Below are 20,230 nucleotides of genomic sequence, written 5' to 3'. Positions count from 1 at the left end.
CCTGTCAGCTTAGTTTCCCGCCAGAAATCCGGCGCACCAGCACATAACAGGCCGGCACAATGAAAATCCCGATGAGCGTTGCCGAGGTCATGCCGCCCAGAACCGCGATGCCGATGGCATTCTGAGCCTTTGCCCCTGCCCCGCTGGCGATGGCAAGGGGCAGGACCCCGAACATGAAGGCCAGCGACGTCATCAGGATCGGCCTCAGGCGCATCCGGGCGGCCTCGACCGCAGCATCGAAGGCGCTGCGTCCTGCAACTTCCAGATCGCGGGCGAATTCGACGATCAGGATGGCGTTCTTGGCTGCCAGACCGATTGTGGTGAGGATGCCCACCTTGAAATAGACGTCGTTCGATTGCCCGAAGATCAGGGCAAAGGCCAAGGCACCTGCGATACCGACCGGTACGGACAGCATGACCGCAACTGGGATCGTCCAGCTTTCATAAAGCGCAGCCAGGGACAGAAAGACCACCAACGCCGACAGGGCATAGAGGAAGGGGGCCTGATTTCCAGACTGCTGCTCTTGATAGCTGAGGCCCGTCCATGCCACGCCGTATCCCCCCGGCAGGTCAGCGGCCAGCTCGGCGATGGCATCCATGGCGGCTCCTGAAGACACGCCCGCTGCCGGGCTTCCGCTGATGGAGATCGCCGAGACCCCGTCGATCCGCGCCAGCGACGGCGTCGTGGACACCCAGTGCGTCGTCATGAAGCTGGCGTAACTCACCATCTCGCCCGAACTGTTTACAGCGTACCACTGCTCGATATCCTCCGGCTGCATTCGGTTTGCGGCCTCGCCCTGTACGATCACCGGCCGCAGGGAACCGTTCATGTCGAAGTCGTTCACGTTGGAGCCCGCAAAGATCGTCGAGAGCGCGGAATTGACCGCAGAAACCGACACGCCGAAGCTCTCGGCTTTCTGCTGGTCGATGTCGATGCGCAGCACGGCCTCGCTGTCGATACCCGACGCGCGAATGTTGGAAAAACGCCCGTCCGCCGTGGCAGTCTGTTCCAGTGCGCTCGCCGCTGCACGCAGCGCCTCGCCGCCGGTGTTGCCATAGTCCACGAGGTACATGGAGAACCCGGAGGTGTTGCCCAGCCCGGGGATCGACGGCGGCTGCGAGAACATCACGCGGCCAGCACGCAGGTTGCCGAACCTTGCCGTTGCCCGCCCGACCACCGCCGATGCGGCGGCGTCCTGCGAGTCCCGGTCCTCGAAATCCCGCAGCTTGACGAAGATCATCGCCATGTTCTGCCCGGACCCGCCAAAGCCGAAGCCCAAGGTGGCAAAACTGCTTTCCACGGCCTCGCTTTCCTCGGTGCGCAAATAGGTTTCGATCTGCTCGACCACCTGAGCGGTCTGCGCCGTCGTCGTGCCTTCTGACAGGTTCACCATGGCCATCAGAACGCCCTGATCTTCTTGCGGCAGGAAGGAGGACGGAAGGCGTTGCACCATCAGTCCGGCGCAGACACCCAGTGCCGCAATGATCGCCAGCGCCAGCAGCGAGACCTTCCCCAGCGCACCGACCGTCCGGGCATACCCATTTGTCACCCGTTCAAACCCTGCATTGAACCACCGCGCGGGCGCGATTCCCTCGCCGTGACCGGGCCGCAACATCGACGCGGTCAGCGCGGGCGTCAGGATCAGCGCGACAAGCGCCGACAGGACCATGGCCGAGATGATCGTCACCGAAAACTGTCGGTAGATCACGCCGGTAGACCCGCCAAAAAACGCCATGGGCAGGAACACCGCCGACAGGACCAGCGCGATGCCAACCACCGCCCCGGTGATCTGGCGCATCCCCTTTTCCGTCGCCTCCATCGCGCCAAGGCCGTCTTCCTGCATCACCCGTTCGACATTTTCCACAACCACGATGGCGTCGTCCACCAGCAGGCCGATGGCCAGCACCATGGCGAACATGGTCAACGTGTTTATGCTGTAGCCCAGCAGCGCCAACGTCGCGAAGGTGCCCGCCAGCACCACGGGCACGGCGATGATCGGTATCAGTGTTGCGCGCCATTTTTGCAGGAAGATCAGGATCACGAGGAAGACCAGCACCACCGCCTCGGCCAATGTGTGATAGACCTTCTCGATGGACAGCTTGACAAAGGGCGAGGTGTCGTAGGCGTATTCGATCTCGACCCCATCGCGGAGCGAGGCGGTCAGCCCGTCCAGCGTGGCCCGCACCGCTGCAGCCGTGTCCACGGCATTGGCCCCCGTGGCGAGGTTCACGCCAAAGCCCGCAGCATTCACCCCGTTGAAGCGCGAGTTCGTGCCATAGCTTTCCTGCCCGATCTCGATCCGTGCCACATCGCCCAATGTCACCTGCGCGCCATCTTCGGCGGACTTCAGAAGGATGCCTTCGAACTCTTCGACCGAGGTCAGCTGGCTTTGTGCCGTGATCGTCGCGGTGAACTGTTGGCCTTCGATCACCGGCAAGTCGCCCAGGGACCCGACGGAGATCGTAGTGTTCTGGGCCGCGATGGCGCTTGTCACGTCTGCTGGCGTCAGCTGGTATTCATACAGGCTGAGGGGATCGAGCCAGACACGCAAGGCATAGCCTGAGCCAAAGACGTTGATGCCCCCGACCCCATCCGTGCGCTGCACCGGACCGGAGATCTGGTTGTCGAGGATGTCACCCAACTCGATCGTGGAGTAGCGCCCGTCCGGTGATACGATAGCGCCCACCATCAGGATCGAAGAGGTCGACCGCGAAACGGACACGCCGGAGGATTGCACCGCGTCCGGCAGGCGACCCTCGACCTGGCTGACCTGTGACTGCACGTTGTTCTGAGCGTCAATCGGGTCGATGCTTTCGTCAAAGGTCAGTGAAATCGACGAGCGTCCCTCGCGCGAGGTGCTTTCCATGTAAAGCACACCGTCGATGCCGGTCATGGCGTCTTCGATGACCGAGGTCACGGAATTCTCGACCGCTGTCGCAGTGGCACCCGAGTAGCTGGCCGAGACCCGCACCGTCGTCGGCGCAATGTCCGGGTATTGTGACACGGGCAACTGAGTGAAAGCGAAGAGCCCGGCGAGCATGGTCACGATGGCCAGCACCCAGGCGAAAACCGGGCGGTGAATGAAGAACTGTGCCATGGCTTACTGACCTACTGCCGGAGTCTCGGAGAGGTCCTCGACAACGCCCTGCGCGTTGATCGTCACCGGAACGGGACGGACTTCTGCACCGCCACGCAGGTTCGTCAGCCCGTCGACGATGACGGCCTGACCGGCCACCACGCCATCGGTGACGATCCAGGCATTCTGATAGGTCCCCGACGTGCTCAGGGTCACCTGACGGGCGACACCATCCTCGGCGACATAGACTGTCAACAATCCGTCCGACTGCCGTTCCGTAGCGCGCTGGGGGACCAATACGGCCCGCCGCTGGCCGATGGTGATCTGCACCCGCAGAAATTGGCCGGGCAGGATCATCCGGTCAGGGTTGTCGAACTGAAAGCGCATGTCCACCGCGCCGGTGGTGGTTGACACCTCCAGACCCGGGGTCACCAAGGCGCCCGTATCGGAATACGTCGCCCCGTTCTCCAGCGTCAGAACCGCCTCGAGGCGATCACCCGGCTGCAGGGCCCCGCTGCTCAACTGAGCCCGCACGCGCATGATCCGGGCCGAGCTTTCGGCCACATCGACGTAGATCGGGTCCGTCGCAGTGACAGTGGTCAGCGCATCGGCTTGGTTGGCCGTGACAATGGCCCCGATGGAGACCGCGCTGACGCCGACGATGCCGGCAATCGGGCTGCGGATCGTCACCCTGTCAAGATTCAACTGTGCCGTCTGAAGGTCTGCCTCGGCTGCGCTGAGCGTTGCCTGCGCCTGCGCCAGACTTGCCTGCGCCGTTTGCAGATCACCGGTTGTCACGCCGGTGCCCTCCAGTCGCGCATAACGGCTGACGGTGGCTTCGGCTGTACTGACGGCCACTTCGGCGCCGGTTTTCTGAGCCTGGGCTGCCGCAAGGGCTGCCTCGTAGGTGGCGGCCTCGAGCCGGAACAAGACGTCGCCCGCCTCGACGCGGCTGCCCGGCTCGTAGGCGATCTCTTCTATCATGCCGCCGACGCGTGGCCGGATATCTGTCTGCGCACTGGCGACCGCGCGACCCGGCAGGGTCACCGAAAATGGCACGCTGGCCTCTTCCAAGGTCACCACGCCGACCTCGGTCGGACCCGCCTGCCCCGGCATCGGCTGGGCCAGGGCCCCCGTTGCGACGGGCGAAGTGCAGAGGGAAACCAGTAAAATCTGGACAATCGTCATCAGGCGAACGGCGGGAAGCGGCATGGAAATCTCTTGGCTAGGGCGCGGCATGTATTTGATACATAACGCGCCCCTTGCCCGCTTCCGTCGCGCATCTCCGCACATGCTGCACCGCAGCGGCGCACAACGCGGCGTTGGCGCTCAATATTTTCGGATATATGCCTCGGAAACATACCCTTTGAGGCCGGGTGCCACATCCAGCGCCACCTTGCACCACTTCGTCGCCCCTGTGCGTTCGCAGTTCATCACCCGCACCACCGCCTTGTTGGGCAACCCCACGATGACCGTAAACCCGGTGCCCGGACCCGACCGCATCTTCAGCATGTCGTCCTCTTCGACGCCGAACACTTCGTACTTGTCCATCCAGGCGGCTGCCGGACCTGCAAGGATGATTCCCAAACAAGTTGCCATAAGCGCCGGAGTTCTAGCCTTGCGCATTGTTTTCTCCTGTCGTCTGCCTCAGTTCCAGCCTAGCGCGCTACGGGAGAGAAAGGAACGTTGGCAGTCACCTGACGTGGCGGGGCATCGCTCATTGGTGGCGGGCTGTCGGGCAGCCGGCAGGAATGAACGCCGTCGCGCTTGGCGGGTCAGTCCGGGAAAAACGCGGTCGGTGACTTCATCGCAGGCAGGGCGCGCATGTTTGCCAGCCAGTCCGCAAGGGCTGGCGTCGCGTCGACACCTGCCTCGGCCAACCATTGGCAGTAGCCCCATACGGCACAGTCACCGATGCCGGGCGTGTCGCCGTGCAGGAATGGCGCGTCTCGCTTCAGTCGGGCGAAGTTCGCGCAATCCGTATTGTATCGGTTGGTCAGCCACGTCACAACGTCCACTGGCAGGCCATCGCTTCCCGGTCGGCGGGCTTCCTTCAATTGCGGGAGACACATGCCGATCCGGTTGGCTTCCCACATGAGGATTTCGCGCCCGCGACGCCGGCCTTCGAAGGTGTCTCCGCCCAGAACTCCGAACTTTTGGGCGATCTCCATGAGGATTGCGCCACTCTGAAATATCGGAGCGCCGTCAAGAACCAGAACCGGCACTTCCGCAAATGGGCTGATGGCAAGGAATTCCGCGGGGCGCGTCTCCGGGGCGGCCCAAATGTCGATCCGGGTCACCCGGTGATCCAGTTCCGCCAATGACAGCGCCAGCGCGACCTTGCACGCGTGGCCGGAGTCGGGGTGTCCGTAAAGGTGGAGGGCCATATCTACTGTCCTGATTGCTCGCTCACAGGTTGCTCTGGTCGATCCCGACGTCAATCGCAAAATGTGAATCAGGTCGCGGAAACATGTCGAAACGCGTTAGAATCCGCATTCTATGCCGTACTATTGTGACCCAAAAACTCGAGGATGGTGTCGGCAATATGTGCCGCTGCGTCAGGCGCCATGTGGAAGTGATGGTCGCCGTCGATGTCCAGGCTGCGGTAGTCAGCCACCCGCTCCTCGGCCAGCCGGGCGGTGGCCAGAATTTTCGCGCGAGTGCTCTTGATCCCGTGGCGCGCCCAGACATTCAGGACCGGACAGCTTAAGGCTGCCAGAACGTCCTCGACGTCCTTTTGATCGAGTTTCACTGCCGAACTGGCGAACAGCCGCGGATCTCCGCGCAGGATGAAGCCATCGGATGTTTCCATCAGTGCTCTGTCCGCCAGACGTTCGGAAACCGCAGTCGCATTTCCCTGCGCCGCTCTGCGTTCCAGATATTCCTCGCGGCTGGCAAATGATCGTGGCGGTCGTGCCATCTGGCGCTTTGTCTGCGTAACAAAGGCGGACAGGGTTTCGACGATGGTGAGGTCGCTCGGTTCAGGCACCAGAGAATCAAGCGCCACCAGTGCGTTCACCCGATCGGGCTGTGCCGCCGCAAACAATGTCGCGATATTGGCCCCGCGCGAATGCCCCATCATAACGCAACGGTCCCAGCCAAGCAGCTCCAGTATGCTGGCAATCTGCGGGAGGTCGTCCCAAAGATTGTAACTGGCATGCGCGACCCGATGATCGCTCATGCCCTGCCCGCTCAGGTCGAGGGCGACGACATGGCAACCCGTCAGCAAGGGTGCGATCACGCCAAAGCTGTCGGCGTGATCCATCCAGCCGTGCAATGCCAGCACCGGACGTCCGTCCCTTGGGCCCCATGCGAGACCGCGATAGGTCAGACCGTCGACCTCCCACGCACAGGGGCTTGCAACCTGTATCACATCGCTCATCTGTCAGTCTTCGACCGGCTCCGGCTTGCGGCTGATCTTTTCCAACATCTCGGGTTCGATCAACTTTCCGACCAAGGGGTGCAGGCGCAGCTCACCGTCCTTTACCACTTGCTTGAAGTTGGCAAGCACCGACCCGGTCGTCTTGCGATCCGTCGACAGGATGTCGAGCAACCAGTTGATGTCACCGGAGTTCCATTCGTTCTGCTTGAGGCGGATTGGAAACGCGCCTCCCTTTATCTGCTCTCGGATCTTGGCATCGACCTCCTCGGACACGCTTGCCCAGATCGCCATTCCGGCAACGTCGGGCTGGACATCGCCCTCGGCCTTTCTGGAGTAGGCGATTGCGATGCGGTCATGGACCAGCGGATCAAGGACCAGATGCTGCAGATCCGCCAAGGTCTGGTGACGGTAACGCGGCAGCGCCATCATTGCCATGACAACGTGACCGTAGGTCTGGCGTACGTGGCTGCGCAGCTCATTCAGCTTGGCCAGAACGGCCGGGTCGATCTCTGGGGTTGCTGCATCCTGCGAGGTATCGGTCATGAAAAATCTCCTTGTGGAATGGAGAAACTATCAGGGGTAAAAACCCGCCACGCAATGCGAATATGCAAATTACCGGCCGAACCGGACCGCTTCGATCATGGCGCCGTGCGTCCGCCGTCTGTCCCGCCGGACAGGCGGACCCCGAATGCTTTTCGGCAAGCGTCATGCAATTTCCTGCCTACTGCATGTTTGGATTGCTTGCGTAAGTCGGTCGAGTGACAGCGGATTCCACAACACTGAAAATTGGACCGAGATCATCGCGGGCTGTTCAAGTAAGCCGAGTTTCATGTCTGGTCGCGCAGCAGCGCGCGGGCCTTGGCCTCGACCCTGCCCTCGGTATCGCAGTCGCCATGTTCGCTATTGGCCTTGTGGTACTGCTGTACCTGCCTCTCGATGGCTTCGAACCGGCCCTGCGCGGCGAAGATGGTCATGGCCTCGATGGTCGCGCTCTCGCTCGAAGGGTCCAGACGCAGCGCCGCCTGCGCGTGATCCAGCGCGGGGCGCAGCCGCCCGAGTTCACGCAGGACGCGCGCCATGTCGTGATGCAGCTTCACCGCCATGTCATGCAGCCAAACGCGCTTTGGCAGGCACCAGTCGTCGTATTCCGAGGTGACGTAGTCCAGCCCCACGTCCTCGAACAGGTCGCCGCGATAGAGCCGCTCGGCCCCTTCGTAGACGCGGATCGCGGCCTCCAGATCGCCGGACTTGAACAGGGACAACCCGCGACGGCACAGCTGCTCGAAGGCGCGGATGTCGATCCAGCTGCCGCGCGGGACATTCAGGCGGTAGGAGTCTCGGTCGCGCAGCACCGTATTCCCGCCCCCCAGCGTCTTGCGCAGCATCGACACGGCGTGACGCAGTCGGGCGCGCTTCACATCCTCGGACAGATTGTCAGGCCAGAGGAATTCGCACAGCTGGTCCGCGTGGCACCCCGTGTCGCCCCGCGACAGGAGATAGGCAAAGAGGGCGCGCGATTTCCGTGGCGCGGCACCGGGAAGGGTCCAGTCGATCTCGCGCCCGCCCGCCACGTAGACCTTAAGCGGCCCGAGACAGTGGATGTGCCAACGGTCCGCGCTGGCCTCGGCGGCGACGGCGCGGTGCTGCGACGGAACCCAGGCGGGGCTGGCCCCACGCGCCAGATCGGGGCGGCGAGACTGTTGAAAAGGCTGGTCCGCGAACTCCGGCACGACGCGCCCCAGCAGGAAGGACAGCTGTTCGTCCAGCGGCGCTTTGGCCAGCAGCCGGGGCGGCAGCCAGTGCGGATTGTCATGCACACCGGACGGCGCGACGAACACGCGGTGCGCGCGGAACACGGCAGCCAGCTGGTCCTCGACCAGCAGTTCGCGGTCGTACAGCGACAGGACCGGCAGGCCGTGCCGCTCGGCCGCCGTGTCGGCGATCGCGCCCCAACGCTCGATGGTCGCCCCGCCCCAAAGCGCGTTCATCGCCCAGCCCATGTCGACGATCAGGCAGTCGGCCTGCGGCTGTGCAGAAAGGGTCTGGGCAAGCTCGGCAAGGATCCGGTCCGTCGCGGCCTCCGGCGTCAGCGGAAGCGTGGCGACATGCGGCAAGCGGTCGGCGATGCCCGGCAACAGCGCCGGATCGGCGGTCATCAGCAGCGGCCGCGACCATGCGGCCAGCGCCTGCGTGGTGAACGCCGGGTCGGTCCGCGCATGAAACAGCGCGCCGTTCAGGACCGTCTCCATCCGCTGATGTCCCCTTGCTCTGTTGGCGCGGAACCCTGCCAAACAAAAACCAAACGCACAAGTCTAGCCTGAGTCGCATGGCCCCGCAGAGGGCCGTGGAAGGAGCCAGACCCCTGAGACCGCGCCACGCGAGGCGGGGGGATATCCGGCAATCTGAAATGCAAAAACGCCTGTCGGGCGAATGGGATAGCTGTGGCATGACGGCAGAGTTCGATTATGTGATCGTGGGCGCGGGATCGTCCGGTGCGGTCCTGGCGCATCGCCTGACCGAAGAACTGAAGACCCGCGTCTGCCTGCTCGAAGCCGGGGGCCGCGACAGCAGTCCGCTGGTGCATGTGCCCCTTGGCGTCGCCTTCCTGTCCAAGGACCCGCGCCACACATGGGGGCTCACCTCGACACCCCAGACGGCGCTGGACGGGCGGGTGGTCAGCATCCCGCGCGGGCGCGTGCTGGGCGGGTCCTCGGCGATCAACGGCATGATCTACATTCGCGGCCACCGCGCCGATTACGACGCCTGGGCGCAGGCCGGCTGCACCGGATGGGGGTACGACGATGTGCTGCCCTACTTTCGACGCTCCGAGGCAAACCAGCGCCCCGGCATCGATACAGCGGTTCATGGCACCGATGGGCCGTTGTGGGTCTCGGACCTTGGATCACCCAACGCGGCGGATCACGACTTTCTCGACGCTGCGGGACAGATGCAGTTGCGCCCCTGTCCGGACTTCAACACGCCCGAACCCGAGGGTGTGGGCATCTACCAGGTGACCCAGAAGGACGGGCGGCGCCATGCCACGGGGGCGGCCTTTCTCACGCCGATCCGCGAGCGCGCCAACCTGAGGGTCGTCACCGGGGCCGAGGTGTCCCGTGTCATCCTGGACGGCAAGCGGGCTGTGGGTGTGGCCTACACGCAGGACAGTCAGCCGCAGGAGGTGCGCGCGCGGGGCGAGGTTATTCTTAGCGCCGGGGCATTCGGGTCGCCCGACCTGCTGCTGCGCTCGGGCATCGGGCCAGGGGCGCAGGTCAGCGCCTTCACCGACCTGCATAACGACCTGCCCGGAGTCGGTGCAAACCTTCAGGATCACGTGGACGTCATGGTGATCTGTCGCAGCACCTCGCGCACGCCGTGGGGGGTGTCGGTCAGCGCCCTGCCCGCCCGTGCGCTGGACACGCTGAAATACCTCGTGGAGCGCAAGGGCATGTTCTCGTCCAACATGGTGGAGGCGGGTGGATTCGTCCGCAGCCAGCCGTCGGAGCCGCGCCCCGACCTGCAATTCCACTTCATACCGGCGCGCAAAAGCCACCTGGGCAGGATCGTTGAATACGGGCATGGCGTGTCGCTGCACACCTGCGTTCTGCGCCCCGACAGCCGAGGATCGGTGACGCGGAGGCGCCCGGATGGCGCGCCGGAGATCGACCTTGGCCTGCTGACGGCGGACACCGATATGGAGCGCCTGCTGCGCGGGGTGAAACTGGCGCGTGAGATCCTGCGCCAGCCGCCGCTGGCCCGCCATGGCCTGTCCGAGATCCTGCCCGGGGCGGCGGTCACCGATGACGACGGCCTGCGCGCCCATATCCGCGCGCAGGCCCGCACGGTCTATCACCCCGTGGGCACCTGCGCGATGGGCCGCGTCGTCGATGCGCGACTGCGGGTCCACGGGGTGCAGGGGCTGCGCGTGGTCGATGCCTCGATCATGCCGACGCTCGTCAGCGGCAACACCAACGCCCCCGCCATCATGATCGGTGAAAAGGCGGCCGACATGATCCGAGAGGACGCGCGAGGGACCGCATGAGCAATAAGCCAAATAAAAACCAAAGAACGGCGACCTACGCTGATTCTGCGCTTGGAGGAGCGCTGGTGGAGGAATTCGCGCGAACGTCAGCCGACAGCTTTACCGGGGAGCCAATGGTGGGACCCGACCCTTGGACCGTCGCCACGACGCATCGGACGAAACGTGATCCCGGCAGGGCCGTGGTCGCGGGACATACCAATAAAACCGGGAGGATACACATGACCAACAAGACTTTTGCCATCGTCTCGGCCCTTGCCGGGCTAACGCTGGCCGCCCCTGCCATGGCGCAGGAATGTGGTGCGAACACCGGTCAGGCCGCCTCGGGCGAGCCGATCATCGTGGGCGGCATCCACGGCAACGCCGCACCGGGCGATTTCTCGGCGGCGACGGATTCGGCGGCGGCCTATTTCGCCCGCGTGAACGCCAATGGCGGCATCCACGGGCGGCCCATCGACTACCGCGTCGAGAACGACCAGTGGAACCCCGAGGCCGCCGCGCAGGCCGCCGCCAAGCTGGTCAACGACACGGCATCGGTGGCGCTGGTCGGCAACGGGTCCTTCATCGAGATGGGCGTGAACGCCAAGACCTACGAGGACGCGGGCATCATGGTCATGGCCTCGGCCTGCGCAATCTCGGAATGCTTCGAGACGCCGAACATAGTGTCGACCAACCAAGGCCCCCTGCCCTCCAACCTTGGCGCGGTGATCTATGCCCGCGAGGAGCTGGGCGCGACGAATGTCGCCTGCATCGGCCTGAACATCCCCAACAACGGCATCTGGTCCTGCCAGGCCTCCATCGACTACATGAAGGCCAATGGCGGCGACGGGTCCATGGCGCTGCTGAACCCGGCCGCGCCGGACGTGAATTCGGTCCTGCTGGAGGCGATGTCCAGCGGTGCGGACACCATCCTCATCAACCAGCCCGCCGGTCTGGCGCTGGCGATCCTGAAGGCCGCCGAGGAGCAGGACCTGCGCGACGATTTCAACTGGATCGCGCCGACCCCGCTCTATGATCTGGCGATCCCCGACCAGCTGTCCGACTACTGGGACGGTCATGTCTATGTTTCGGCGGAACTCGCGCCCTTCAGCGTGAACGGCCCGGATGCGCAGAACTGGATCAAGGTCATGGACGGCTACGCCCGCGACGAAGACCCGCGCGACACCTTCAGCCAAGCGGGCTACCTGTCCGCCAAGTTCTTTACCGAGACCCTGCTGGAGATGGACCCCGCCGACGTGGATGACCGCGCCAAGGTCGCCGACGCGATCCGTGCCATCAAGGGCAAGGAAAGCGACCTGATGTGCGGGCCGTACTACGTGGGCGACGCGGATTTCCACATGCCGAACCACGCGGGCTACATCTTGAAGATCGTGGCCGAGGGCTACGAGATCGTGCGCGAGTGTTTCGAATACGACGCGCCGTATTTCGACAAGCACAAGGCGCTGGAAGCGGAAATGGGCCTGCGCTGAGGCGCAAGGCTGTGCCCGGCGGGGGTGACCTTGCCGCGCCTTTCCGTTTCAAGACAAAGGATTGAGATCGTGGCAGAGGCAGGTGTCGCCCGCGCGGGTATCCCCTGGGGCAAGCTGTTGAACGGGCTGATGGTCGCCGCGCTGGTGGTGGGCCTCGTGGTCTGGCTGGGCTGGGGCATGAAGTTTTCCATGGTGGGGCGGTTCCTTGTGGCCGGCTTGGCGGTCGGCTCGCTTTACGCCTTGGGGGGCATCGGCATGGTGGTGCTTTACCGTGCGACGGGGGTGCTGAACCTGTCGGCGGGGGCGGCTGGCGCAGCGGGGGCCATGACGGCCTGGCAACTGGGCGAATGGGGCGTCTGGCCGCCGCTGACCTGGCTGGTCTGCATCGCCCTCGCCACCGCGATCACCCTGTTCTACGGGCGCTTTATCGCTCCGGGGCTGGCCTGGCGCGATCCCGTGGTCAAGGCCGTGGCCACGCTGGGTTACGCGCTGATCGTGCTGGGGCTGGTGGCCTGGGCCTGGATCGACACGCCGCGCACGCTGTCGCTACCCACGGACGCCATGCGGTTCGAGGTGCTGGGCATGAAGGTTACCGCGACGCGGGCGCTGGTGCTGCTGACCTCGGTCGGGCTGGTGGTGGGCATCTGGCTGTACCTCGCGCGGACCACGGTCGGCTTGCAGATGCGCAGCCTTGCCAATGACCGCGAGCTGTCCGCCCTGATCGGCATTCCGATCCTGCGGGTCGAGACTATCGCTTGGGGCATCGCCGGTGTCATCGCGGGCTTTACCGGGCTGATGTTCGCGGACCTGATCCGGCTCGACGCCTCTGTCATCACCTTCATGGTCATCCCCTCCGCCGCCGCCGCGATCTGTGGCAGGCTGGAGAGCCGCGGCCTCGTGTTGCTGGGCGGGCTGGCCATCGGGGTGATCGAGTCCATGCTGACCTTCTCGCCGCTGCTCAAGGGTGTGCGGCCCATCGCACCCTTTGTCATCGCGGTGCTGGTGCTGCTGTGGAACCAGCGCGGCACGCAACTGACGTTTGGAGGCCGGGAATGACGGGGCTGTTCCGGGTGACGCCCTCGGGCGCTGCGGGGCTGGGGTTGGCGGCGCTGGCCTTTGTCTTTCTGCCGATGCTGGCGGGGCAACTGTGGCTGTCGGTCTTCATCTCGACGGGGTGCTTCGTGCTGGCGCTGGCGGGGGTGTCCTTCATGTACGCGCGCCTTGGCATGGTGAGCCTGACGCAGGTCGGCCTGATGGGCGTGGGCGGCTGGGTGATGCTGCGGCTGCATTACGCGTTCGGGTTGCCCTTCGAGGTGAACCTGATCCTTGCGGCGCTGGTGACCATGGCGTTCGGCTGGCTGCTGACCCTGCCCGCGCTGCGGATGCGCGGGCTGTACCTCGCCTTGGTGACGCTGATGGCCGCGGCGGGGATCGAGATCGTCTTTGCCACCTACCAGTTCCCCAACGGCGGAGAAGGTTTCTGGGGCGTGGCGATCGGGTCGACCACACCCATGCCGCGCCCGGTGCTGGCCGTCAGCCAGGAGGCCTACCTGCGCTACGTCATCCTTTGCGCCGTGCTGGGCTTCCTGCTGATCGAGGCGCATCGCCGCTTGGCACCCGGCCGTGCCTGGGCGCTGATCCGCCGGTCCGAGGCGGCGGCCATGGCGGCGGGCGTGAACGTGACCCTCTACAAGACATGGGCCTTCGGGATCTCGGGCCTGCTGGCGGGGGCCGCCGGGGCGCTTCTGGCCGGCAGCCTTGGGCTGCTGGACGATGGCACGTTCCGGGCGGGCGAAAGCGTTATGCTCTTTGCGCTCGCCGTGGTGGGCGGGTCGCGGTACTGGCTGGGCGCCGTGATCGGAGCCGCGCTCTACCGTATCCTCCCTGCCTTGCTGAACAACTGGGGCGTCGATGCCGACCTGTCCTTTGTCATCTTCGGCGCGGGGCTGCTGCATGCGGTCATCACCGCGCCGGACGGGATCGCCGGGCAGGTGATGGGGTTGTTCGGCAGCCTGCGCCGCAAACCCGCTGCGACTGCGGAACAGGAGGTGGGCGATGTTCGACGTATCTGACGTGACGGTCCGCTTTGGCGGCGTGGTCGCGCTGGACTCCGTGTCGGCGCAGTTCACTGCCCCGGTGAGCGGCATCATCGGGCCGAACGGCGCGGGCAAGACGACACTTATGAACGTGATCTCGGGGTTTGTGCGGCCTGTGGCGGGGCGCGTCGCGATGGAGGGGCAGGACCTGCTGCGCCTCGCGCCGCACCGCCGCGCCCGCTGGGGCCTGCGCCGGTCGTTCCAGAAGGAAGAGATCGCCGAGGACCTGACCGTCTGTGACAACGTTCTGGTGCAGCTGGATCACGCCCGGGGCCAGGGCCGGCCCGAGGCGTTGCGGATGCTCGACCTCGTCGGGCTGGCCGGGCGCGCCGACGAGTCTGCCGCGCGGCTGAACACCTTTGAACGGCGGCTGGCGGATATTGCTAAGTGCCTTGTCGGGCAGCCAAAGCTCATCATGTTCGACGAGCCCGGCGGCGGCCTGCCGATGGAGGAAACTGCCCTGCTTGGCGACCTGCTGCTGGCCATCCACGCCGAGACCGGCGCGCAGGTGCTGGTGATCGACCATGACGTCGAGCTGATCCGGCGCGTCTGCACAGACACGCTGGTGCTGGATTTCGGGCGGCGCATCGCCTTTGGCCCGACCGACGCGGTGCTGTCCGACCCAAAGGTCAAGGCCGCCTACCTTGGCACGGAGGAGGTCTGAATGGCTTTGGAACTCAAGGGATTGACGGTGCGCGACGGCTCGCGCGCGGTGGTGTCCGACGTGTCGCTGACGCTGCACCCCGGCACGGTGACGGCGGTGCTGGGCGCGAATGGCGCGGGCAAGTCGGAACTGGTGCTGGCGATGGCGGGCATGATGCCGGTGGCCGGTGGCGCGATGACGCTGGACGGCAAGGCGCTGACCGGGCTGGCGCCGAACGTGATCCGCGCGGCGGGCGTCGCGGCGGTGCCGGAGGGCCATCGCGTGCTGACCCGCCTCAGCGTGGACGACAACCTGCGCGCCGCCGGGTCGCTGCTGCGCGACCGGCTGGAGGACACCCTCGCCGATACCTACGCACTGTTCCCAGAACTGGCCGAGCGCAAAGGGCAACTGGCGGGCACCATGTCCGGTGGGCAACAGCAGATGGTCGCGCTGGCCCACGCATTGATGAGCCGACCGCGCTTTGTGTTGATCGACGAGATGTCGCTGGGCCTCGCGCCGCTGGTGGTCAAACGGCTGATGCGCTTTGTCGAGGCGCTGAAGGCGCGTGGCACCGGCATCCTGCTGATCGAGCAGTTCACCGACATGGCGCTGGGGGTGGCCGACGACGCGGTCGTGCTGCGCGGCGGGCGGATGCGGTATTCGGGCCGCGCGGAGACGCTGCTGCGCAACCGCATCCTTCTGGACGAGGCCTATTTCGGTATCGACGCCGCTCAGGACCGCGCACATGTCGGAGCGTGAGGCGATGCCCCTGCCCTTTGACGGGAAGGTCGCACTGGTGACCGGCGCGGGCTCTGGCATCGGGGCCGAGACAGCGCGCCTGCTGGGCGCCCGGGGGGCCCGTGTCATGGTCACCGACATCGACGGACAGGCGGCGGGCAATGTGGCAGCGGCGATTGCCAACGCCGGATGCCGGGCCGAGGCCTGTGTGCTGGATGTGACGGATTTCGACGCCGTGGCGGCAACGGTCGCGCGGGCGCGCGCGCTGTTCGGCGGGCTGGATCTGGCGGTGAACAACGCGGGCGTGGCCACACCGCATTTCGCACTCGCCGACCTGCCGCACGGGGAATGGCACAGGCAGATCGGCGTGAACCTGACCGGGGTGTTCAACTGCATGAAGGCCGAGATTCCGGCGATGCTGGAACGCGGCGGGGGAAGCGTGGTGAATGTGTCGTCGATTTTCGGCCGCGTGGGGTCCGGGCAACGCGCGGGCTATGTCGCGGCGAAACACGGTGTCATCGGACTGACCAAAGCGGCTGCACTGGACTACGCCGAACAACGCATCCGCGTAAACGCCGTAGCACCGGGCTATGTCGAGACGCCCTTGTTGTCGGAACGCACGCCCGAGCAGCTGGCCGCGCTTGCGCAGCGACACCCTGTGAATCGCCTTGGCTTGGCTCATGAAGTGGCGGAGGCCGTGCTTTTCCTTCTCAGCGACGCGGCGCTGTTCATGACCGGCAGCGTCGTCGACGTTGATGGCGGTTATACCGCTCGCTAGACGCGTCGGCAGTACAAGTATTCTGAAAACAGTGGAGGTTGGGTCCATTTCTCAAACGTAAGGCATTTAAATTCAGCGGGTTATGCCGTAATTCTCCACCGTTGGTTGAAGTGCCTGGATCGGGACGCGGGGGTGGTTTGATCGGGTGATCCGGCCTTGGACCCTCGCCTTTCAGCTGATTTCGAGACGGAAGTGTGATGAACAAACCTTGAATTGGCCTGTGGAAAACACTTGCACGAATCCGGGAGGGCGGGCAATAGTCTCGAAAAATAGCGCGGTAGATCATAAAAACCGCGACCACGTATAAAGCGGCAGTGACGGCGGGCACATGGTACATATGGAACAGGACCTTGATCTTGCGATCGGGCATTTTGCGGAACTGCTCGCGGCCAACCTGCACGCGCAAAGAGCAGCACATTTTCCGCCCAATGCCCAGAAAGTGATGCGCAGCTTGTCATCGGGCGAAGCGGCGGACCTGCTCGGCATCGACGACACCTATCTTCGGAAACTGCACCGCGAAGGCAAGATCCCCGAGGTCGACACCACGGCGGGAAACCACAGACGCTATACGCTGGACGACATCTGGGAAATCCGCGAGGCCCTGCAATCGCGCACAAATCGGGGTACGAGCTATGTGCCAGGGCGGCGCGATGGCGACGCTCTTCAGGTCGTCTCCGTGGTGAACTTCAAAGGTGGCTCGGGCAAGACGACAACGTCGGCTCATCTGGCGCAGAGGCTGGCGCTCAAGGGTTACCGGGTGCTGGCCATCGACCTCGACCCGCAGGCGTCGATGTCGGCCTTGCACGGCATCCAGCCCGAGATTGACCTGATGGAAGGCGGCACGCTGTATGACGTGGTGCGCTATGACGAGCCGGCGTCGATCAAAGATGTCATCCGAAAAACCTATATTCGGGGGCTGGACCTGATCCCGGGAAACCTCGAATTGATGGAATTCGAGCACGAGACCCCGGCAGCCATCCAGAACGGCGGCGCGCGGTCGTTCTTCAGCCGGGTGCGCGATGCGCTGGATGAGGTTGACGGCGACTACGACGTCGTGGTGATCGACTGCCCGCCGCAGCTGGGATTCCTGACAATGTCGGCGCTGTCGGCCTCGACCGGGGTGCTGGTGACGGTTCATCCGCAAATGCTGGATCTCATGTCCATGTCGCAGTTCCTGCGCATGACCTCGGACCTGCTGGGGGTAATCCGCGATGCGGGCGCCAACCTGCGCTATGAGTGGCTGAAGTTTCTGCCTACACGTTACAAGGTCGGTGATGCGCCCCAAACGGAGATGATTACCTTTATCCGCTCCCTGTTCGGGCGGTCGGTGCTGACCAATCAAATGGTGGAATCTACTGCCATTGCAGATGCCGGTCTGACGAAGCAGACCCTTTATGAAGTGGACCGCAAGGATTTCACCCGCACCACATATGACCGCGCTGTCGAGGCGATGAACGCGGTCAACGACGAAATATCCCAACTGATCCAGACCACTTGGGGGCGTTGATGGCACGCAAGGCGAAACTGAACCCGGCCCTGAGCACTTTGTACAACGCGCCGGATGTACGCGAAAACAGGCGCTTGCGCGGTGGCATTGCAGAGGTCGACCCTTCGGAGATAGACACTGATGGGCGGCTGGAGGACCGGCTTGCACTCGAAGTCGAGGATCTGAAACAGTCGATCGAGAAGAACGGCCAGCGGGTGCCGATCCTGTTGCGGCCTGTCGGGGAGCGATATGCCCTGATTTATGGGCGGCGGCGTCTGGAGGCATGTCGACAACTGGGTCTGAAGGTCCGGGCCATCGTAACCGACTTGGACGACGGCCAATCCCTGCGGGATCAGTTGATAGAGAACCAGGCACGGCGCGATTTGTCCTTCATCGAGCGTGCCTTGGTGGCGGCAGCCCTGCTCGACGGCGATCATTTGGCCGGTAACGAACGCACCAACAGGGGCGTGGCCGACATTCTGAACCTTACGGAAGCGGGCGTTTCCCAGATGTTGAGCGTCGTCCGCGTGGTCGGGCAGCCGCTGATCCAGGCAATCGGCGCAGCGCCCGGCATCGGGCGGCCACGCTGGGAAGAGTTGAAACGGGCCGTGGCGAATGGTCAGGCGGACGATCTGTTGGATGCGGCCGCGCAAGTGGATACCCTAGGATTGTCCGGCTCCGAAGCTTCGGACACAGTTTTCCTGGCCGTATTGGGCGTGGCGCAGGAACGCAGCGGCGGCGATACTGCCTCCCCTGCCCCACCGCGCGAAAAGAGGCCTGACGCACGACAGGTCATTAAAGGCGTCGGCACCGCGCAGGTAAAGACCTCCGCCAAGCGATTGACGCTGGACCTACGCGCCGAAGACAAGAACTTCATCGGTTGGTTGGAGGCCAATGCCCCTGCCCTGCTGAGTGAACTGCACGGGCGCTGGACGCGCTCTTTGGAAGAAACCACGACAGAAAGGGAGCACTGAAGGGCACGAAAGACCACGGCCAAAAGAAAAGGTCCCGGAAGTTACCCTCCGAGACCCTTCTGTTAGAAAGCTGACGCTCGCCAACCTGTTTTTGCACCTCCGGTTATAGCGAGCACCTGCTTTCCTCACAAGCTTAATCTGCTTGTGGGGCCTGTTCATTTGCGCCTGCGTGACCGGTATCATGCATTACAGACCTGTTTCGACCTTTGCGGGCGCCATGCGCCTGTCGGATTTTTGCGCGCTGTCGCAGGAGGTTCCCTCCCCTGCCCCGCTGGTGCCTGTCAGCAAGTGGCTTATCCTGCGGGAACTGAGCAAGTCTCGGCAAGTCTTTGACCTCGGCGAACGCGCCTTGTCCGTGTTGCAGGCGCTTCTGAGCTTTCACCCCGAGGACGACCTGATCCCCGGCAAGGCGTTGATCGTTTTTCCGTCCAACAAGGCCATATGCGAGCGGCTGCACGGGATGGCGTGCTCCACTATGCGGCGGCATCTGGCGGCATTGATCCGAAGCGGTTTCCTACGGCGACAGGACAGCCCGAACGGAAAGCGCTACGCCCGACCCACTGTCGGGGAGACCGTGGCTTTCGGATTCGACCTGTCGCCTTTGTTGGCGAGATGGAGCGAAATCACCGACGCCGCTCAGGCTGTGCGCCGTGAGGAGGCAGAGGCACGGGATCTACGAGAAGCGATTTCGTTGATGCGACGCGATCTGTTGGCCGCGCTGACCTGCGCTGAAAACATTGAGGAGGATGTGACGGATTGGGGGGAAGTCTCAGACGTCCTGATGTTGACCGCGCGTGCGTTGAAGCGCCGCAACGATCTGGCAGCTCTTAACGCAATCCGTGAGCAAGTCGTCTCCGCCATGGAACTGGCGCGGCGCTTGTTGTTGGAGATGGCTGATATGAGCACCAGTGAGTCCCGAAATGAGCAGCACCTTCAGAATTCAGACAAAGACCTAAATTGCTCTGAAGAAGCAGTAGCGGCGCCTTCAATCACCAGAGAGAAATTCAATGGAGACAGTGTCCCGGAGAAACCGGAAGCGCTTGTTTACCCGTTACATGTGATTTTGGCCGCCTGCCCCCAAATCAAGTCATTCAGCAATGACGAGATAAGGTGCTATCGGGATCTGGTAGATGTAGCCTCACACCTGGCACCGGCACTTGGTTTGTCTTCGGAGGTTTGGGCCAATGCCCAACGCGCATTGGGTCGGGAACAAGCGGCTATCGTTTTGGCCGCCATGCTTGAAAGGTTTGATGTGATCCGCTCGCCAGGCGCTTACCTTCGCGTCTTGGTACGCAAGGCTGTGCTTGGGCAGTTCACCAGCGGCCCCATGATCGCCGCGCTGTTGAGGTCATAAGATCTTTGAACGGCAGCGCTTGTCGGTAGGCACTCAATGCGGGCAGAAATCAGACTTAACAGCTGTTAAACTCATCTGAGAAAGAAAAAACCGTGCAGACGACGGCAGCGCTTACCAGTCTGCAGAGCCATGAAGCCAATAGGTGAATATGCTCACCACCGGAACCCGTCGAACGGCGCTGCGTCCACTTCACTCAAG

General features: G+C 63.9%; 17 protein-coding genes. 10 read left to right on the top strand and 7 right to left on the bottom strand.

Annotated elements, in window-relative coordinates:
* Nucleotides 1–4: 4 nt before the first annotated feature.
* The 7 genes from ACP16H_RS17080 to ACP16H_RS17050 form a co-directional block, all read right to left on the bottom strand.
* Nucleotides 5–3,097, bottom strand: a complete 3,093-nt coding sequence (locus tag ACP16H_RS17080; RefSeq protein WP_425073461.1) for an efflux RND transporter permease subunit — start codon at nucleotides 3,095–3,097, stop codon at nucleotides 5–7.
* A 3-nt stretch (nucleotides 3,098–3,100) separates the two neighbouring features.
* The gene (locus tag ACP16H_RS17075) at nucleotides 3,101–4,288 is read right to left on the bottom strand and encodes an efflux RND transporter periplasmic adaptor subunit (RefSeq protein ID WP_425073460.1); all 1,188 of its coding nucleotides are present in this window, start codon (nucleotides 4,286–4,288) and stop codon (nucleotides 3,101–3,103) included.
* A 117-nt stretch (nucleotides 4,289–4,405) separates the two neighbouring features.
* Nucleotides 4,406–4,627 carry an SH3 domain-containing protein gene (locus ACP16H_RS17070; RefSeq protein WP_425073459.1) on the bottom strand — a complete coding sequence of 74 codons (222 nt, stop codon included), beginning with the start codon at nucleotides 4,625–4,627 and terminating at the stop codon, nucleotides 4,406–4,408.
* A 224-nt stretch (nucleotides 4,628–4,851) separates the two neighbouring features.
* Complete coding sequence (locus ACP16H_RS17065) at nucleotides 4,852–5,463, bottom strand: glutathione S-transferase family protein (RefSeq protein ID WP_425073458.1); 612 nt, start codon at nucleotides 5,461–5,463, stop codon at nucleotides 4,852–4,854.
* Nucleotides 5,464–5,573: 110 nt separating this feature from the next.
* Nucleotides 5,574–6,458 (bottom strand): alpha/beta fold hydrolase, encoded by an 885-nt coding sequence (locus tag ACP16H_RS17060; RefSeq protein WP_425073457.1) that lies wholly within the window; start codon nucleotides 6,456–6,458, stop codon nucleotides 5,574–5,576.
* A 3-nt stretch (nucleotides 6,459–6,461) separates the two neighbouring features.
* Nucleotides 6,462–7,001 carry a toxin-activating lysine-acyltransferase gene (locus tag ACP16H_RS17055; protein WP_425073456.1) on the bottom strand — a complete coding sequence of 180 codons (540 nt, stop codon included), beginning with the start codon at nucleotides 6,999–7,001 and terminating at the stop codon, nucleotides 6,462–6,464.
* A gap of 284 nt (nucleotides 7,002–7,285) precedes the next feature.
* Nucleotides 7,286–8,707, bottom strand: a complete 1,422-nt coding sequence (locus ACP16H_RS17050) for an AfsR/SARP family transcriptional regulator (protein WP_425073455.1) — start codon at nucleotides 8,705–8,707, stop codon at nucleotides 7,286–7,288.
* Between the two features lie 197 nt (nucleotides 8,708–8,904).
* Between ACP16H_RS17050 and ACP16H_RS17045 the strand changes: the two genes are divergently transcribed.
* The 10 genes from ACP16H_RS17045 (at nucleotide 8,905) to repC (ending at nucleotide 20,032) form a co-directional block, all read left to right on the top strand.
* Nucleotides 8,905–10,497: a GMC family oxidoreductase gene (locus ACP16H_RS17045; protein ID WP_425073454.1), complete on the top strand. Its 1,593-nt coding sequence runs from the start codon at nucleotides 8,905–8,907 to the stop codon at nucleotides 10,495–10,497.
* A 218-nt stretch (nucleotides 10,498–10,715) separates the two neighbouring features.
* On the top strand, nucleotides 10,716–11,963 hold the full coding sequence (locus tag ACP16H_RS17040; protein ID WP_425073453.1) for an ABC transporter substrate-binding protein: 1,248 nt from the start codon (nucleotides 10,716–10,718) through the stop codon (nucleotides 11,961–11,963).
* A gap of 69 nt (nucleotides 11,964–12,032) precedes the next feature.
* Entirely contained in the window at nucleotides 12,033–13,019 is a 987-nt protein-coding gene (locus ACP16H_RS17035) for a branched-chain amino acid ABC transporter permease (protein ID WP_425073452.1), read from the top strand.
* Nucleotides 13,016–14,035, top strand: a complete 1,020-nt coding sequence (locus ACP16H_RS17030) for a branched-chain amino acid ABC transporter permease (protein ID WP_425073451.1) — start codon at nucleotides 13,016–13,018, stop codon at nucleotides 14,033–14,035. Before ACP16H_RS17035 ends, ACP16H_RS17030 begins: the two co-directional genes overlap by 4 nt.
* Nucleotides 14,019–14,723: an ABC transporter ATP-binding protein gene (locus ACP16H_RS17025; RefSeq protein WP_425073450.1), complete on the top strand. Its 705-nt coding sequence runs from the start codon at nucleotides 14,019–14,021 to the stop codon at nucleotides 14,721–14,723. The genes ACP16H_RS17030 and ACP16H_RS17025 overlap by 17 nt, the downstream gene beginning before the upstream one ends.
* Nucleotides 14,724–15,461, top strand: a complete 738-nt coding sequence (locus ACP16H_RS17020) for an ABC transporter ATP-binding protein (protein WP_425073449.1) — start codon at nucleotides 14,724–14,726, stop codon at nucleotides 15,459–15,461. It abuts the gene before it with no gap.
* Nucleotides 15,448–16,218 carry an SDR family NAD(P)-dependent oxidoreductase gene (locus ACP16H_RS17015; RefSeq protein ID WP_425073448.1) on the top strand — a complete coding sequence of 257 codons (771 nt, stop codon included), beginning with the start codon at nucleotides 15,448–15,450 and terminating at the stop codon, nucleotides 16,216–16,218. The genes ACP16H_RS17020 and ACP16H_RS17015 overlap by 14 nt, the downstream gene beginning before the upstream one ends.
* 328 nt (nucleotides 16,219–16,546) lie before the next feature.
* Entirely contained in the window at nucleotides 16,547–17,725 is a 1,179-nt protein-coding gene (gene repA, locus ACP16H_RS17010; protein ID WP_425073447.1) for a plasmid partitioning protein RepA, read from the top strand.
* Nucleotides 17,725–18,678, top strand: a complete 954-nt coding sequence (gene repB / locus ACP16H_RS17005; protein WP_425073446.1) for a plasmid partitioning protein RepB — start codon at nucleotides 17,725–17,727, stop codon at nucleotides 18,676–18,678. The genes repA and repB overlap by 1 nt, the downstream gene beginning before the upstream one ends.
* Nucleotides 18,679–18,859: 181 nt before the next feature.
* Nucleotides 18,860–20,032, top strand: a complete 1,173-nt coding sequence (gene repC / locus ACP16H_RS17000) for a plasmid replication protein RepC (protein WP_425073445.1) — start codon at nucleotides 18,860–18,862, stop codon at nucleotides 20,030–20,032.
* Nucleotides 20,033–20,230: the final 198 nt, after the last annotated feature.

Source organism: Sagittula sp. S175, assembly GCF_049800975.1.
Taxonomy (GTDB): Bacteria; Pseudomonadota; Alphaproteobacteria; order Rhodobacterales; family Rhodobacteraceae; genus Sagittula.
This window is presented reverse-complemented; position numbering and strand designations above follow the sequence as displayed.

Bases quoted from the DNA above. Each gene is read 5' to 3' on its own strand.
- ACP16H_RS17070 (WP_425073459.1), bottom strand. From the start codon at position 4,627: ATGGACAAGTACGAAGTGTTCGGCGTCGAAGAGGACGACATGCTGAAG.
- ACP16H_RS17065 (WP_425073458.1), bottom strand. From the start codon at position 5,463: ATGGCCCTCCACCTTTACGGACACCCCGACTCCGGCCACGCGTGCAAG.
- ACP16H_RS17025 (WP_425073450.1), top strand. From the start codon at position 14,019: ATGTTCGACGTATCTGACGTGACGGTCCGCTTTGGCGGCGTGGTCGCG.
- ACP16H_RS17050 (WP_425073455.1), bottom strand. From the start codon at position 8,707: ATGGAGACGGTCCTGAACGGCGCGCTGTTTCATGCGCGGACCGACCCG.
- ACP16H_RS17030 (WP_425073451.1), top strand. From the start codon at position 13,016: ATGACGGGGCTGTTCCGGGTGACGCCCTCGGGCGCTGCGGGGCTGGGG.
- ACP16H_RS17045 (WP_425073454.1), top strand. From the start codon at position 8,905: ATGACGGCAGAGTTCGATTATGTGATCGTGGGCGCGGGATCGTCCGGT.
- repB (WP_425073446.1), top strand. From the start codon at position 17,725: ATGGCACGCAAGGCGAAACTGAACCCGGCCCTGAGCACTTTGTACAAC.
- ACP16H_RS17080 (WP_425073461.1), bottom strand. From the start codon at position 3,097: ATGGCACAGTTCTTCATTCACCGCCCGGTTTTCGCCTGGGTGCTGGCC.
- ACP16H_RS17020 (WP_425073449.1), top strand. From the start codon at position 14,724: ATGGCTTTGGAACTCAAGGGATTGACGGTGCGCGACGGCTCGCGCGCG.
- ACP16H_RS17055 (WP_425073456.1), bottom strand. From the start codon at position 7,001: ATGACCGATACCTCGCAGGATGCAGCAACCCCAGAGATCGACCCGGCC.
- ACP16H_RS17060 (WP_425073457.1), bottom strand. From the start codon at position 6,458: ATGAGCGATGTGATACAGGTTGCAAGCCCCTGTGCGTGGGAGGTCGAC.
- ACP16H_RS17075 (WP_425073460.1), bottom strand. From the start codon at position 4,288: ATGCCGCTTCCCGCCGTTCGCCTGATGACGATTGTCCAGATTTTACTG.
- repA (WP_425073447.1), top strand. From the start codon at position 16,547: ATGGTACATATGGAACAGGACCTTGATCTTGCGATCGGGCATTTTGCG.
- ACP16H_RS17015 (WP_425073448.1), top strand. From the start codon at position 15,448: ATGTCGGAGCGTGAGGCGATGCCCCTGCCCTTTGACGGGAAGGTCGCA.
- repC (WP_425073445.1), top strand. From the start codon at position 18,860: ATGCATTACAGACCTGTTTCGACCTTTGCGGGCGCCATGCGCCTGTCG.
- ACP16H_RS17040 (WP_425073453.1), top strand. From the start codon at position 10,716: ATGACCAACAAGACTTTTGCCATCGTCTCGGCCCTTGCCGGGCTAACG.